Source organism: Nocardioides sp. DN36 (assembly GCF_055380375.1).
Map to the genome: position 1 here is coordinate 998,608 of NZ_AP043823.1, position 14,013 is coordinate 1,012,620.

The following is a 14,013-nucleotide window of genomic DNA, read 5'->3' on the forward strand; positions in this document are numbered from 1 at the left end:
CCGGGGCACGCCGAGTCGGCGCTGATGTACCCCCGGCAGTACGCCGAGTCGGCGCTGGTTGACCAGCAGATGTGTCAAGCAACGCCGACTCGGCGCTGAAGTACCCCGGGCAGTACGCCGAGTCGGCGCTCGTTGACCTCAGCGGTACGCCGAGTCGGCGCTGGTTGACCAGCATGAGCGTCAAGCAGCGCCGACTCGGCGGGCACGAGCCCCGGTGACGTGCACGAGGCCCCGGCGACCTTGCGGTCACCGGGGCCTCGTGTCAGGTCGTGCTCAGACCTCGAACTGGCCGGACTCCAGGCGCTGCTTGACGTCCTTGAGGAACCGGCCCGCGTCCGCGCCGTCGACCAGCTGGTGGTCGTAGGACAGGGACAGGTAGACCATGTAACGGACGGCGATCGTCTCGCCGAGGTTCGGGTCGTCGATGACCACCGGGCGCTTGACGACCGCGCCGGGGCCGAGGATCGCGACCTGCGGCTTGTTGATGATCGGGGTGTCGAAGAGCGCCCCGAAGCTGCCCAGGTTGGTGATCGTGAAGGTGCCGCCGGACAGCTCGTCGGGGCCGATCTTGTTGGTGCGGGTGCGCTCGGCGACGTCGGCGATCTTCTTCGCCAGCCCGGCGATCGACAGGTCGCCCGCGTCCTTGACCACGGGGGTGAGCAGGCCCTTCTCGGTGTCCACCGCGAACGCGACGTTCTCGCGGTCGAAGTAGGTGACCTCGCCGGCCTCGGTGTCGATCGTCGCGTTCAGCGACGGGTGCACCTTCAGCGCGTCGATCGCTGCCTTGGCGAAGAACGGCAGGTAGGTCAGCTTCACGCCCTCGCGGGCCAGGAAGTCGGCCTTCGCCGCCTCGCGCAGCCGCGCGATGTTGGTGACGTCCACCTCCATGACCTGGGTCAGCTGGGCCGAGGTCTGGAGCGACTCGACCATCCGGGACGCGATGATCTTGCGCAGTCGCGACATCTTCTCGGTCTTGCCACGCAGCGGCGACGGGGTCGTCGGCGCAGCGGCAGGCGCGGAGGACGCAGCGGCCGGTGCCTGCGGGGCGGCGGCCGGCGCGGGCGCCGGGGCCTCCTTGGCCTTGGCGGCCTCGAGCACGTCCTGCTTGCGGATCCGGCCGCCGACGCCGGTGCCGGTCACGGTCGACAGGTCGACGTCGTGCTGGGTCGCGAGCTTGCGGACCAGCGGGGTGACGTAGCCGGCCTGCTCGCCGCGGTCGGAGCTCACGGTGGCCTCCGGCGCAGGGGCGCTGGCGGCCGGCGCCTGCTGCGGCTCGGGCTCGGGCTGCTTCTGCGGCTCGGGCGCCTTCTCCTCCTGCTTCGGCTCGGGCTTGGGCTCCGGCTCCGGCTCGGGCGCCTTCTCCTCCTGCTTCGGCTCCGGCTCGGGCTCCGGCTCGGGGGCCTTCTCGGCGGGCGCGGCGTCCTTGTCGCCGATGACGGCCAGCTCGGCGCCGACCTCGACCGTCTCGTCCTCCTCGACCTTGATCTCGAGCAGGGTGCCGGCGACGGGGGAGGGGATCTCGGTGTCGACCTTGTCGGTGGAGACCTCGAGCAGCGGCTCGTCGACCGCGACCTCCTCGCCGACCTTCTTCAGCCAGCGGGTGACGGTGCCCTCGGTGACCGACTCGCCCAGGGCGGGCAGGGTGACCGACGTGCCGGAACCGCCGGAGGGCTTGGTCTCGGCTGCGGGCTTCTCTGCCTCCTCGGCGGCCGGGGCCGGCTCCTCGGCAGCGGCGGGCTCCTCGGCCTGCTGCTCCTCGGCCTGGTCCTCGGCGGGCTGCTCGTCCGCCTGCTCCTCCGCCTGCTGGGCGGACTCGTCCGAGCCGCCGGCGTCGCCGGCGGACTCGCCCTCGTCGCCGATCATGGCGAGCACGGCGCCCACCTCGACGGTGTCGTCCTCCTGCGCCTTGATCTCGAGCAGGGTGCCCGCGACCGGCGAGGGGATCTCGGTGTCGACCTTGTCGGTGGAGACCTCGAGCAGCGGCTCGTCGACGGCGACGGTGTCACCGACCGACTTCAGCCAGCGGGTGACGGTGCCTTCGGTGACGGACTCGCCGAGTGCCGGCAGGTTGACTTCGGTGGCCATGGAGTTCCTTCGCTCGCGTCTCTTCGTGTGGAGTTCTGGTGGTGGTTCGGGTCAGGAGTGGGCGTGCAGGGGCTTGCCGGCCAGGGCCAGGTGGGCCTCGCCGAGGGCTTCGTTCTGGGTCGGGTGGGCGTGGACCAGGGGAGCCACGTCCTCGGCGTGCCCCTCCCAGTTGTAGATCAGCTGCGCCTCACCGATCAGCTCGCCGACACGATCGCCGACGAGGTGGATGCCGACGACCGGGCCGTCCTTCTGGCGCACCAGCTTCACGAAGCCCTGCGTCTTGAGGATCTGGCTCTTGCCGTTGCCCCCGAGGTCGTAGGTGACGGTCTCGATGCCGTCGGCGCCGTACTTCTCCGAGGCCTTGGCCTCGTCGAGCCCGACGGAGGCGATCTCGGGGTGCGAGTAGGTGACGCGCGGGATGCCCGCCTCGTCGATGGGCTGCGGGTCGAGGCCGGCGATGTCCTCGGCCACGAAGATGCCCTGCTGGAAGCCGCGGTGGGCCAGCTGAAGACCGGGGACGATGTCGCCGACGGCGTAGACGCCGTCGAGGTTGGTGCGGCAGCGCTCGTCGGCGAGCACGAAGCCGCGCTCCATGGCGACGCCCTGCTCGTCGTAGCCGAGGCCGTCGGTCGACGGGCCGCGGCCCACCGCCACCAGCAGGAGCTCCGCCTCGATGACGTCACCACCCTCGACCGTGACGGCGACGCCGGTCTCGGTGTGCTTGACGCTCTGGAAGGGAGTGCCGGTGCGGAAGTCGATCTTGCGCTTGCGGAAGGCCCGCTCGAGGGCCTTGGAGGACGCCTCGTCCTCGACGGCCACCAGCCGGGGGAGCGCCTCGACGATCGTCACGTCGGCGCCGAAGCTCTTCCAGACACTGGCGAACTCGCAGCCGATCACGCCGCCGCCGAGCACGATCACCGAGGAGGGCACCCGGTCGAGGCGCAGCGCGTGCTCGGAGGTGATCACCCGCTCGCCGTCGATGTCGAGGCCGGGCAGCGACCGGGAGTAGGAGCCCGAGGCCAGCACGACGTGCGTGCCGGAGTACGTCGTCCCGCCGACCGTCACCTGCTTGGGACCGGTGAGCCTGCCCTCGCCCTCGATGACGGTGATGCCCCGGGACTTGATGAGTCCGCTGAGGCCCTTGAAGAGCCGGGAGACGACGCCGTCCTTGTAGGAGTTCACGCCGTCCATGTCGATGCCCTCGAGCGTCGCGCGGACGCCGAACTGGGCGGACTCGCGGGCCGAGTCGGCGACCTCCGCGGCGTGCAGCAGCGCCTTGGTCGGGATGCAGCCGACGTGCAGGCAGGTGCCGCCGAGGTTGCCCTTCTCGACGAGGCCGACGGTCAGCCCGAGCTGGGCTGCGCGCAGGGCGCAGGCGTAGCCGCCGGAGCCTGCGCCGAGGATGAGTACGTCGTAGTCGGCGTCGGCCACGCTGGTCCTTCCGAGTGTTACGGGCGATTGTCGGCCCCATCTTTGCACTTCTGACAACCGTGTCCACACCGGCCTTGAGCGACTGGTGAGTAGCAACGAGGCACAATCGGTGGCATGGGTTTGTTCGACCGCTTCCGCCGTGGCTCAGGTGCTCGCATGAGCCGGCCTGCTCGTGACGCTGCACGCACCGGCTCGACGCGCGTCCGCGCCGCGAGCCGGGTCGACGAGCAGCACCTCAACGAGTGGGTCGCGGCGCGGCGAGGTGTCGAGGGCTTCGTCGAGCCGCGCACCGCGGTCAGCGACGTGACGCTGCTCCTCGTCGCCCACGACGGTGAGTGGACCCGGCGTCGCGTGCCGTCGGTCGACTGGGCGCACCGCTTCTGCAACAGCCACCACGTGCCGTCGTACGACGCCGCCGTGGTGGGCGTGCCGCAGCGGATGCGCGACTACAACCGCCGCCGCAAGCAGCAGGGGCTCTGATCGGTCGACCGCTCAGGCGAGCGTGCGCGCGTAGTCGACCAGGGTGGCCACCGCGACACCGGTGCCGCCGGCGGTGGTGTGGCCCCAGGCGCTGCCGGAGTTGAACGACGGTCCGGCGATGTCGAGGTGCGCCCAGGGCAGGCCCGCGGTGAACTCCCGCAGGAACGCCGCGGCGAACAGCCCGCCGCCCCAGCGGACCCAGTCGTGCTGGGCGAGGTCGGCGATCTTGCTCGAGGTGATCCGCTCGCTCATCACCTCGGGGATCGGCATCGGCCACATCGCCTCACCGGCCGTCTCCGCGGCGGCCAGCACGTCCTGCACGACCTCCTCGGAGCCGAGCACGCCGGCGACCCGGTCACCGAGCGCGACCACCATGTGTCCGGTCAGGGTGGCGACGTCGAGGATGACGTCCGGCGCCTGCTCGGTGGCGCGCACCAGCGCGTCGGCCAGCACCAGGCGGCCCTCGGCGTCGGTGTTCAGCACCTCGACGGTCTTGCCGCCGTACATGGTCAGCACGTCGCCGGGTCGGATCGCGGAGCCCGACACCATGTTCTCGGCCATGGGGGCGTACGTCGTGACCCGGACCGGCAGCCCGAGCTCGGCGATCGCGAAGGTCGCCTGGACGACCGCGGCGGCACCGGCCATGTCGGACTTCATCTCGCCCATGCTCTGCGCCGGCTTGATGGTCAGGCCGCCGGAGTCGAAGGTGATGCCCTTGCCGACCAGCGCGAGGTGCTTGGTGGCGCCCTTGGGGGCGTAGGTGAGCTCGACGAGGCGGGGCGGGGCGGACGAGCCGGCGCCGACGCCGAGGATGCCGCCGCAGCCGAGCTCGGCGAGCTCCTTCTCGTCGAGAACCCGGATCCCGACCTTGGGAGCACCGCGGCCCTTGGTGAGCTCCTTGGTGGCGGCGGCGACCGCGTCCGCGAACTTCGGCGGGGTCAGGTCGCCGGGCGGGGTGTTGACCCAGTCGCGGGTGCCGGCGACGGCGCGGGTCACGATCCGGGCCTCCTCGAAGGCGGTGACCGTCTCCTTCTTGCGCGCCGACGCGCTCAGCAGCACGACCTCGCCGGCCGCCGTGTCGTCCTTCTTCGTGTCCTTCTTGTACGCCGTGAACGCGTAGCCGCCGAGCTCGTAGCCCTCGGTGACCGCGCGCACCAGCTCCGGGGTCTCCGCCGGGAGCGCCACCGCCACGCTGGCGGCGTTGGTGACCGCGCGCGCCGCGACGCCCGCGGCCCGGCGCACGGACGTGGCGTCGACCTGCTTGCCGAGGCCGACCAGGACCAGCAGGGGCGTGGTGAGGAGCCCGGAGGTGGGCACCTTCATGACCTCGCCGGCCTTGCCGGTCACGCCCAGGGTCGAGAGCAGGGGCCGCAGCTTGCGGCCGTAGGCCTTGGCGACGTCCTCCCCGCCGGGCGCGATCGAGGCGCCCTTCTTGTCCTGCACCACGCCGACGACGACGGCGTCGGTGCGGGTCTTGGCGGGGCTGGCGTTGCGGAGGGTGTACGACGTCACCGGGGCAGGATAGCCAGCGCCGTACCGGCGCGGGTGGCTGCGGTAGGTTCGCGTCCATGTCCGACCAGCCGGCCGCATCCGACCTGTTGACCTCACCCCTGCACGAGCGGCACGTCGCCCTCGGTGCGAAGTTCTCCGAGTTCGGCGGCTGGTCGATGCCGCTGGAGTACCCCTCGGGGGTCGTGAAGGAGCACACCGCGGTCCGCGAGGCGGTCGGCATCTTCGACGTCAGCCACCTCGGCAAGGCCCTCGTCAGCGGGCCCGGCGCCGCGGCGTACGTCAACGCCACGCTGACCAACGACCTCGGCCGGATCGCGCCCGGCAAGGCGCAGTACACGCTGTGCTGCGACGACGCCACCGGCGGGATCGTCGACGACCTGATCGTCTACCTCCACGACGACGAGCGGGTGCTGCTGGTGCCCAACGCGGCCAACACCGCCGAGGTCGTACGCCGCCTCGCGGCGACCGCGCCCGAGGGCGTCACCGTCACCGACCAGCACCGCGACTTCGCCGTCCTCGCGGTGCAGGGCACGAGGTCCGACGAGGTGCTCGACGCGATCGGGCTGCCGACCGGCCACGACTACATGTCCTTCGCGGAGACCGAGTTCCGGGGGGCGACCGTCGTCGTGTGCCGCACCGGCTACACCGGCGAGCGCGGCTACGAGCTGATCGCGCCCAACGAGGTCGCCGTGCCGCTGTGGGACGCGCTGATGGCGGCCGGCGAGGAGCACGGCATCCTCGCCTGCGGCCTCGGTGCACGCGACACGCTGCGCACCGAGATGGGCTACCCCCTGCACGGCCAGGACATCAGCCTCGACGTCACGCCCAACCAGGGCCGGCTCGGCTGGGCCGTCGGCTGGTCCAAGCCGGCGTTCTGGGGTCGTGACGTGCTGCTCGCCGAGAAGGAGCGTGGGCCCGAGCGCGTGCTGCGCGGCCTGGTCGCCGTCGGCCGCGGCATCCCGCGACCGGGCATGAGCGTCTCGCTCACCCCCGACGTGCCCCTCTGCGAGATCACGTCCGGCACCTTCTCGCCGACCCTGCGCAAGGGCATCGGCCTGGCACTGGTGCCGACCTTCGTCAACGCCGAGGCCGAGGTGGGCGTGGACGTCCGCGGCCGGCGCGAGATCTTCCAGCTCGTCAAGCCCCCCTTCGTCGACCCGTCCGTGCGAGAGGCGTGATCCACCGGTGAACCTGCCCGAGCAGCCCCCCACGTTCCGTCAGCCCCCGGCCGCCGACCGGCCCTGGTGGTGGCGGCTCGAGAACGCCGCCGGCGCCGAGGTGTCGGTGTCGGAGGACTTCGCCGGCGAGCGGTTCGCCAGCCAGGCCGACGCCGAGTCGTGGGTGGGGGAGTGCTGGTCGGACCTGGCCGCCGAGGGGGTCGACGCGGTGACGCTGTTCGAGCACGACCGGCAGGTCTACGGCCCGATGTCGCTGCACGCCTGACCGGTCCCGACCCCGGGCGCGATCCGTCGGGGCGGCGGCTCCGAAGACCCGGTGACCGGGCACGCGGGAGGTCTGGTCCACCGTGCCTCCGTGCCGAAGGATGTCCACATGCGCCACGACAGCGACTTCGCCGCCTACATGACGGCGCGCTGGCCGGCGGTCGTGCGCACGCTGGTGCTGCTCGGGTCCCCGCAGCCGGAGGCCGAGGAGGTCGCACGCCGGGCGCTGGCCCGCTGCTACCTCGGCTGGAGCCGGGTCCGGGAGTCGCTGGACATCGACGTGGAGGTCTACCGCACGGTCCTCGACGCCCTGGCCCGCGCCCGCTCCGGCGGTAGCGCGGCGGAGCGGCCCGCGACGACCGCCTCCCCGGACACCCCGGAGGTCGTCGACCCGACCGACGCCGTACTGCTGCGGCTCGCGCTGGAGGAGGCGCTCGACAACCTTGCGGACCAGCAGCGGGAGGTCGTGGTGCTCCGGTACGTCGCGGGCCTGGTCGAGCCCCAGATCTCCACGCTGCTCGAGCTTCCCGAGGACGAGGTCGAGTCGAGCCTGGCCTCGGGGCTGGCGCGGCTCGACCTGGAGCGGCTCTGGGAGTCGTCGCGATGACCGAGCAGCTCGCCGAGGACGTCTTCCGCCTCGCGGCCGAGGGGGTGGAGGTGCCGGTCGCCCCGGTCGACGAGGTCGTCGCCGCGGCCCGGTCGACGCGTGCCCGGCGTCGGCGCGTGGTGGCTGCGTGCGTCGCCGGCGTCCTCGTGGTGGTCGGCGTGGCGACCTGGGTCGGGGCCCGGCCGTCGTCGGCGCCGCAGGGTTCGCCGGGCCCCAGCGGCGTGGTCCGTGCCGACAACCCGGCCTCGGTCGCCTGGTGGGCCGGCGGTGTGCTGCACCTCGCCCACGTGACCGTCGAGCTGCCGCACGTCGAGGAGGTGGTCGGGATGGGCGACGGGGCGGTCGTGGGGGACGGGGACGGGAACGTCGTCCTCGTCAGCGGCGACGGGTCGCTCTCGACGATCGGCCACAAGGCCGTCGGTGCGCCGCTCGTGGCCTCCGAGCACCAGGGCTGGGTGGCCTGGGTGGACCCGCGGGTCCCGGCCCCCCAGATGGAGCCGCAGCCTCCGGCCCCGGAGCTGGTGGTCTACGACGTCGACACGCGGCAGCCGTTCGCGGTGCGTGAGCTGCCGACGCTCGGGCACCGTGAGGCGAGCATCCGGGACAACCACCCCATCGCCGTCGACGGCAACCAGGTGTTCTACGCGGGCGAGGACGGGGACTGGGGCTGGGTGCCCGACCAGGCCACCCTCGTCGACGCGGACGGGCTCCTCGACGTCTCGGCTGCCACGATCGTCCGGCAGGCGGGCGCGGACCGGATCCGCATCGTGCAGCCCTTCTTCAGTGTGGAGTTCGTGCGCGAGGGCCGCGGTGCGCAGGTCTCACCGGGTGGTGAGTACGTCCTCACCCGCACCACGAGCAAGCGGTTCGGCGGCGCGTTCGGGCCGGTGCTGATCTACGACACCCGCTCGGGGGAGCGGCTCTGGACCGGGCTGCGGCGCGGCGACGTCGCGATGGCGGCGACGCTGGGCCCCGACGACGAGGTGACCTACGTGGTCGCGCACCGGACCGGAGAGCGCCAGGCCGTCGAGTTCACGCGGGCGTCGTACAACGGGCCGTACGAGCTGCGGACCTGTCACCTCGGCGAGCGCACCTGCTTCCGGGTCACCTCGATCCCCCAGACCGGGGCGCTGCCCGTCCTCGCCCGCTGACCACTAGCGTGGCGCCATGCGCCGCTTCAGCCAGGTCGATGTCTTCTCCGCCGAGCCCCTGCTGGGGAATCCTGTCGCGGTCGTGCACGGCGCCGACGGGGTCACCGACGAGGAGATGGCGCGGTTCGCGCGCTGGACCAACCTGTCCGAGACGACGTTCCTCCTCGAGCCCACCCAGCCCGGCGCGGACTACCGGCTGCGGATCTGGACCCCGGGCGGCGAGCTGCCCTTCGCCGGGCACCCGACCATCGGTTCGGCGCACGCGTGGCTGGAGGCCGGGGGAGCCCCTGCCGACACCGACGTCGTCGTGCAGGAGTGCGCGGCCGGGCTGGTCAGGCTGCGGCGCACCGGCGGCGAGCAGGGACGGCTCGCCTTCGCGGCGCCCCCGTTGATGCGGTCGGGCGCCGTGGATGAGGCCGATCTGACCCGGATCGCCGCGGCGCTGCGCGTCGAGCGCCCGGACCTGCTGGAGTCCGCGTGGATCGACAACGGCCCGGGCTGGGTCGGGGTGCTGCTGCGCGACGCCGACGCGGTCCTGGCGATCGACCCGGACTGGGCGGCCTTCGACGACCTGAAGATCGGCGTCGTGGGGGAGTACGCCACCGGCGACGTGGCCGTCGAGGTGCGCGCCTTCTGCCCCGGCTACGGCATGCCCGAGGACCCCGTCACCGGCTCGCTCAACGCCGGCATCGCCCAGTGGCTGGCCGGCGACCGCCTGCCCACGTCCTACGTCTCCTCCCAGGGCACGGTCCTGGGCCGCCGGGGCCGCGTGCACATCGACACCGAGGGCGACACGATCTGGGTCGGCGGCGACGCGCTCACGACCGTCGCGGGCGAGGTCGCGCTCTAGTCGGTCCAGCGCCTTCGGTGGTCGAGCGTCGTCGCGACCCCCGCAACGTAGGCAGTGCCTCGAGCGCACGCGGGGCTTGCGCGTCGTGGGTGGTGACGGTCTCGGCGGCTACCGGGAGAGGTACGGCGCGGCCACCGGGGGTCTCCCGGCTTCCGCCCCGTCGCGGGCGGCCGCCGGTGGCCGAGCAGCGAGTGCAAGCGACACCGCCGGCTCCGGTCGTCGAGCAGCGATAGCCGGGCGTCGCCGCCGAGGTCCTCACCGCGAGTGCCGGTCTACGTCGTCTGCCGATGGTCGGAGCGAACGTCAGCGAGGGTCGTCGAGACCCCCGCAGCCGACGTAGGGGCGCAACGCAGGGCGGCGACTGAAGGCAGCACGGCAGGCCCGATGACCCGGTGGGTGCCGGGTGATCAGGCCTGCGGGTGCTGCTCTATCTCAGTTGGTGTCGAGCCGGATGGTGCCGTGCGGGGTGACGAGGTAGCTGCGGCCGTGGGGTCCGTGCCACTCGTAGGTGCCGTCGGGTCGTCGCCGGTATCGCCATCGCCGCGAGGTCTTGGCCCGGTGATGTCGCCTGCAGAGGGGTGCGAGGAGGTCGGGTGCGGTCTGGCCCGGTGGTCCGCCGTCGTCCATCGGGACGTAGGGGGTGATGTGGTCGAGGTCGGATCGCCGGGCGTCGACGGGGCACCAGGGGAAGACGCAGTGCCCGTCGCGGAGGATGACCAGCTCGGCCATCCACGCGGGCGGGTCGTGCTCGTCCACCGCATGGGTAGAAGCGAGGTCGATGACGGGTTGGATGGTGACCCGGGAGCGGCCGACCCAGTCCTTGATCAGGTCGATGGTGGCCGGCCCGAGCCGCTCGACCGTCCCGGTCACGGTCCCGCCGTCGGCACCGTCGGGGCCGGCCGTTGTCGTGCACCCGGTGGCGAGGTCGGCCAGGGAGAGGTGCAGGTAGAGCCGGGTCTTGGGCTGCCTTGGCTTCGCGGGGGCAGCGGGGACCTCGGGCTGCTGTCCGGTGAGGGTGAGGAGGTCGAGGGTGGCCTGTTGGGCGGCGATCACGCCGAGCGCTTTGGCCTTGCGGATCTCGAGGTCGTCGGTGTCGCCGAGGGCTTTGAGCTGGGCGGCCTGGTCGCAGACCAGGTCGTGGAAGGCGGTCAGGTCGAGGGTGTCGCCGGCGACGTCGAGATACGACGTGCCGTCGAACCGGCCGGGGTGGTCGTGACGCAGGGTGACGTGCCAGCCCTGCCGACCGCGCTTCTCCTTGGCGCTGATGAGGTCGGGGTCGAACTTCGCGATCGCGTGCGCCACGGTCGTCTCCACGGCCTTCCACCCACACGAGGACAACCGCGGGGCCAGCTGCTCGTCGACGTAGGCGGCCGCGGCCTGGGAGAGCTGGTGGGTGGCCTTCGCGACCTGCCGCGCCTTGTACGGCTCGACCGCGAGGGTCTGGACGAGTCGCCAGATCCGGGGCAGCCGGAACTGCAGGTCGAGGGCGTCGGCGATCAGCGCCATCCCCGCCTGCGGGGAAACTTCCAGGGTCGCGGCGAACGGCTCCGGGGCGAACGCCGCGACCGCCGGGGTGCCGTCGCCGCCCAGGGACTCGTCGGTGAGCAGCACGCTGGGTCCGCCCCAGGTCGCCACCCCGGTGTCGGCGGAGGCGGGGTGCAGCACCGCCCAGTGCAGGGCCAGTCGGAGCTTGCCCCGCTCGGCCGCACGGGCCTCGGTGCGCTTGTGCTCCAGCAGCGCCAGCAGGCCGTCCGCGTCGAGTTCATCGACCTCGACGGGTTCCCAGTTGGCGTCTGTTTCGAACATGGGTCCATGATCCCACCGACCACCGACAGTCAGCCCCGGAAAGGGCCCGATCCGGGGGTCCTGGGGAAACCCGAAAGTAAAACTTTAATGCGCGACCGGCTCGGGTCTTGGTCCTGGTCCGGGTGCGGGGGTCTCGACGACGCTCCCTGGCGCTCGCCGCTCGACCATCGACGACCGCCCGCCGTGAGCCGGGAGGCAGGCGGGCGCCACGGCGTACCTCTCCCCGTAGCTGCCGAGACCGCCACCAGCCACGACCCGCAGGCCCGGCGCGGGTGCTGGAGGCCCTGCCCGCGCAGCGGAGGCCTCGACCACCGGACCGAGAGCTCATGCCACCGCATGCCCACGCCCGAGCGCCTCGGCCACCGGCACGCGCCCCGGCGGTAGTCTCGGCGTCGTGCAGGCCTACCTCGATCTCCTCCAGCGCGTGCTCGACGAGGGCGTCGAGAAGGGCGACCGGACTGGCACCGGCACCCGCAGCGTCTTCGGCCACCAGATGCGCTTCGACCTCGCCGCCGGGTTCCCCCTCGTCACGACCAAGAAGATCCACACCCGGTCGGTGTTCGCCGAGCTGCTGTGGTTCCTGCGCGGCGACACCAACGTGAAGTGGCTGCAGGACCGTGGGGTCACGATCTGGGACGAGTGGGCCGACGAGAACGGCGACCTCGGACCGGTCTACGGCTACCAGTGGCGCAGCTGGCCCACGCCCGACGGGCGCCACGTCGACCAGATCGCGCAGGTCGTCGAGCAGATCCGAGGCAACCCCGACTCGCGCCGCCACATCGTCTCGGCGTGGAACGTCGCCGACATCCCGGAGATGGCGCTCGCGCCCTGCCACACGATGTTCCAGTTCTACGTCGCCCCCACCGAGTCTGGCCGGGGCCGGCTGAGCTGCCAGCTCTACCAGCGCTCCGCAGACGTCTTCCTCGGCGTGCCGTTCAACATCGCCTCCTACGCGCTGCTGACCCACATGGTCGCCCAGGTCACCGACCTCGAGGTCGGCGACTTCGTCCACACGCTCGGCGACGCCCACCTCTACCTCAACCACCTCGACCAGGCGCGCCTCCAGCTCACTCGCGAGCCCCGGCCGTTGCCGCGCCTGGTGCTCGACCCGTCGGTGACCGCGCTCGACGAGTTCGACCTCGAGCACATCGCCGTGGAGGGCTACGACCCGCACCCGGGCATCAAGGCCCCCATCGCCGTATGACCACCCCCCAGGGCAAGCGCGTCGTGCTCGTGGCGGCCGTCGCCGAGAACGGCGTCATCGGCAACGGCCCGGACATCCCCTGGCGGATCCCGGGCGAGCAGGCGCTCTTCAAGGAGCTCACCCTCGGCCACACGCTGGTCATGGGGCGCACGACGTACGACTCCATCGGCCGCCCCCTGCCCGGCCGCACCACCATCGTCCTCACCCGTGACCCCGCCTGGCGCGCGGACGGGGTGCTGGTCGCGCACGACCTCGACGAGGCCCTGGCCCTGGCCGACGACCTGCCGGGCGACGTCATGGTCGCCGGCGGCGCGCAGGTGTACGCCGCCGCGATGCCCCTCGCCGACGAGCAGGCCATCACCGAGGTCCACCGCGACCCGGAGGGCGACGTGCTCTACCCGGCCTTCGACCCCAGCGAGTGGACCGAGACCCGGCGCGAGCCCGGCGACGACTACGACCGCGTCTGGTGGAGCCGGCGCCGGGAGTACTGAGACGCGCTCTGGCAGGGTGGGCGTCATGGAGCTGCGCATCTTCACCGAGCCCCAGCAGGGCGCGACGTACGACGACCTCCTGGCCGTCGCCCGCACCGCCGAGGAGTGCGGGTTCGGGGCGTTCTTCCGGTCCGACCACTACCTCGGCATGGGCACCGAGGGACTGCCCGGCCCGAGCGATTCGTGGGTGACCCTCGCCGGGCTGGCGCGCGACACCACCACCATCCGGCTCGGCACCATGATGACCAGCGCGACGTTCCGCCACCCCGGACCGCTCGCGATCGCGGTCGCGAACGTGGACCAGATGAGCGGCGGCCGCGTCGAGCTGGGCATCGGCGCGGGCTGGTTCGAGCAGGAGCACACGGCGTACGGCATCCCCTTCCCGGACACGGGGGAGCGGTTCGACCGTTTCGAGGAGCAGCTCGCCATCATCACCGGCCTGTGGGGCACCCCCGAGGGGGAGCGGTTCTCCCACGACGGCGAGCACTACCGGCTGGTCGACTCCCCGGCCCTGCCCAAGCCGGTGCAGCGGCCGCGACCGCCCGTCCTGGTCGGCGGCCGGGGCAAGCGGCGCACGCCCGCGCTGGCCGCCCGGTACGCCGACGAGTTCAACCTGCCCTTCGTCGACGAGGAGCTCACCGCGACCCTGTTCGAGCGGGTCCGCCGGGCGTGCGAGGAGATCGGCCGCGACCCCGACGAGCTCGTCTGGTCGAACGCGCTGGTCGTCTGCGTGGGTCGCGACGAGGCCGAGGTGGAGCGGCGCGCCGCCGCCATCGGGCGGGGCAAGGACGAGCTGCGCGAGAACGGCCTGGCGGGCACGCCGCAGGAGGTCGTCGACAAGATCTCCCGCTTCACCGCGCTCGGGACCGAGCGCGTCTACCTGCAGGTCCTGGACCTCTCAGACCTCGACCACGTGCGGCTTGTCGCCGAGGAGGTCATGCCCCACGTCTGAGG

13 protein-coding genes are annotated in these 14,013 nt (G+C 72.4%); 9 read left to right on the forward strand and 4 right to left on the reverse strand.

Going from position 1 to position 14,013, the window contains the following annotated elements; all coding sequences use genetic code 11:
* Positions 1-273: 273 nt before the first annotated feature.
* Positions 274-2,085, reverse strand: a complete 1,812-nt coding sequence (sucB, locus tag ACZ43H_RS05770) for a 2-oxoglutarate dehydrogenase, E2 component, dihydrolipoamide succinyltransferase (protein ID WP_464588482.1) — start codon at positions 2,083-2,085, stop codon at positions 274-276.
* A gap of 51 nt (positions 2,086-2,136) precedes the next feature.
* Complete coding sequence (gene lpdA / locus ACZ43H_RS05775) at positions 2,137-3,516, reverse strand: dihydrolipoyl dehydrogenase (protein WP_464588484.1); 1,380 nt, start codon at positions 3,514-3,516, stop codon at positions 2,137-2,139.
* 156 nt (positions 3,517-3,672) lie between these two features.
* Here lpdA and ACZ43H_RS05780 point away from each other — a divergent pair, with 156 nt between their 5' ends.
* Positions 3,673-3,996 (forward strand): hypothetical protein, encoded by a 324-nt coding sequence (locus ACZ43H_RS05780; RefSeq protein WP_379183195.1) that lies wholly within the window; start codon positions 3,673-3,675, stop codon positions 3,994-3,996.
* A gap of 12 nt (positions 3,997-4,008) precedes the next feature.
* Here the strand turns inward: ACZ43H_RS05780 and ACZ43H_RS05785 are convergent, their stop codons facing one another.
* The gene (locus ACZ43H_RS05785) at positions 4,009-5,508 is read right to left on the reverse strand and encodes a leucyl aminopeptidase (protein WP_464588485.1); all 1,500 of its coding nucleotides are present in this window, start codon (positions 5,506-5,508) and stop codon (positions 4,009-4,011) included.
* 56 nt (positions 5,509-5,564) lie between these two features.
* Here ACZ43H_RS05785 and gcvT point away from each other — a divergent pair, with 56 nt between their 5' ends.
* The 5 genes from gcvT (at position 5,565) to ACZ43H_RS05810 (ending at position 9,558) form a co-directional block, all read left to right on the forward strand.
* Entirely contained in the window at positions 5,565-6,686 is a 1,122-nt protein-coding gene (gene gcvT / locus ACZ43H_RS05790) for a glycine cleavage system aminomethyltransferase GcvT (protein ID WP_464588486.1), read from the forward strand.
* A 7-nt stretch (positions 6,687-6,693) separates the two neighbouring features.
* On the forward strand, positions 6,694-6,951 hold the full coding sequence (locus tag ACZ43H_RS05795; RefSeq protein ID WP_464588488.1) for a hypothetical protein: 258 nt from the start codon (positions 6,694-6,696) through the stop codon (positions 6,949-6,951).
* Between the two features lie 108 nt (positions 6,952-7,059).
* Positions 7,060-7,557, forward strand: a complete 498-nt coding sequence (locus ACZ43H_RS05800) for a sigma factor-like helix-turn-helix DNA-binding protein (RefSeq protein WP_464588489.1) — start codon at positions 7,060-7,062, stop codon at positions 7,555-7,557.
* Complete coding sequence (locus ACZ43H_RS05805; RefSeq protein WP_464588491.1) at positions 7,554-8,708, forward strand: hypothetical protein; 1,155 nt, start codon at positions 7,554-7,556, stop codon at positions 8,706-8,708. Before ACZ43H_RS05800 ends, ACZ43H_RS05805 begins: the two co-directional genes overlap by 4 nt.
* Positions 8,709-8,724: 16 nt before the next feature.
* A complete protein-coding gene (locus tag ACZ43H_RS05810; protein WP_464588493.1) occupies positions 8,725-9,558 on the forward strand; it encodes a PhzF family phenazine biosynthesis protein in 834 nt (277 codons plus the stop codon).
* A 432-nt stretch (positions 9,559-9,990) separates the two neighbouring features.
* On the opposite strand, the gene ACZ43H_RS05815 is transcribed toward ACZ43H_RS05810, so the two are convergent.
* Complete coding sequence (locus ACZ43H_RS05815) at positions 9,991-11,364, reverse strand: HNH endonuclease signature motif containing protein (protein WP_464588495.1); 1,374 nt, start codon at positions 11,362-11,364, stop codon at positions 9,991-9,993.
* A gap of 394 nt (positions 11,365-11,758) precedes the next feature.
* Between ACZ43H_RS05815 and ACZ43H_RS05820 the strand changes: the two genes are divergently transcribed.
* From ACZ43H_RS05820 to ACZ43H_RS05830, 3 genes are read left to right on the forward strand one after another with little or no spacing between them, the layout of a single operon-like run.
* Complete coding sequence (locus ACZ43H_RS05820) at positions 11,759-12,568, forward strand: thymidylate synthase (protein ID WP_464588496.1); 810 nt, start codon at positions 11,759-11,761, stop codon at positions 12,566-12,568.
* Positions 12,565-13,059: a dihydrofolate reductase gene (locus ACZ43H_RS05825; RefSeq protein WP_464588497.1), complete on the forward strand. Its 495-nt coding sequence runs from the start codon at positions 12,565-12,567 to the stop codon at positions 13,057-13,059. Before ACZ43H_RS05820 ends, ACZ43H_RS05825 begins: the two co-directional genes overlap by 4 nt.
* Before the next feature lie 25 nt (positions 13,060-13,084).
* A complete protein-coding gene (locus tag ACZ43H_RS05830; protein ID WP_464588499.1) occupies positions 13,085-14,011 on the forward strand; it encodes an LLM class F420-dependent oxidoreductase in 927 nt (308 codons plus the stop codon).
* Positions 14,012-14,013 lie beyond the last annotated feature (2 nt).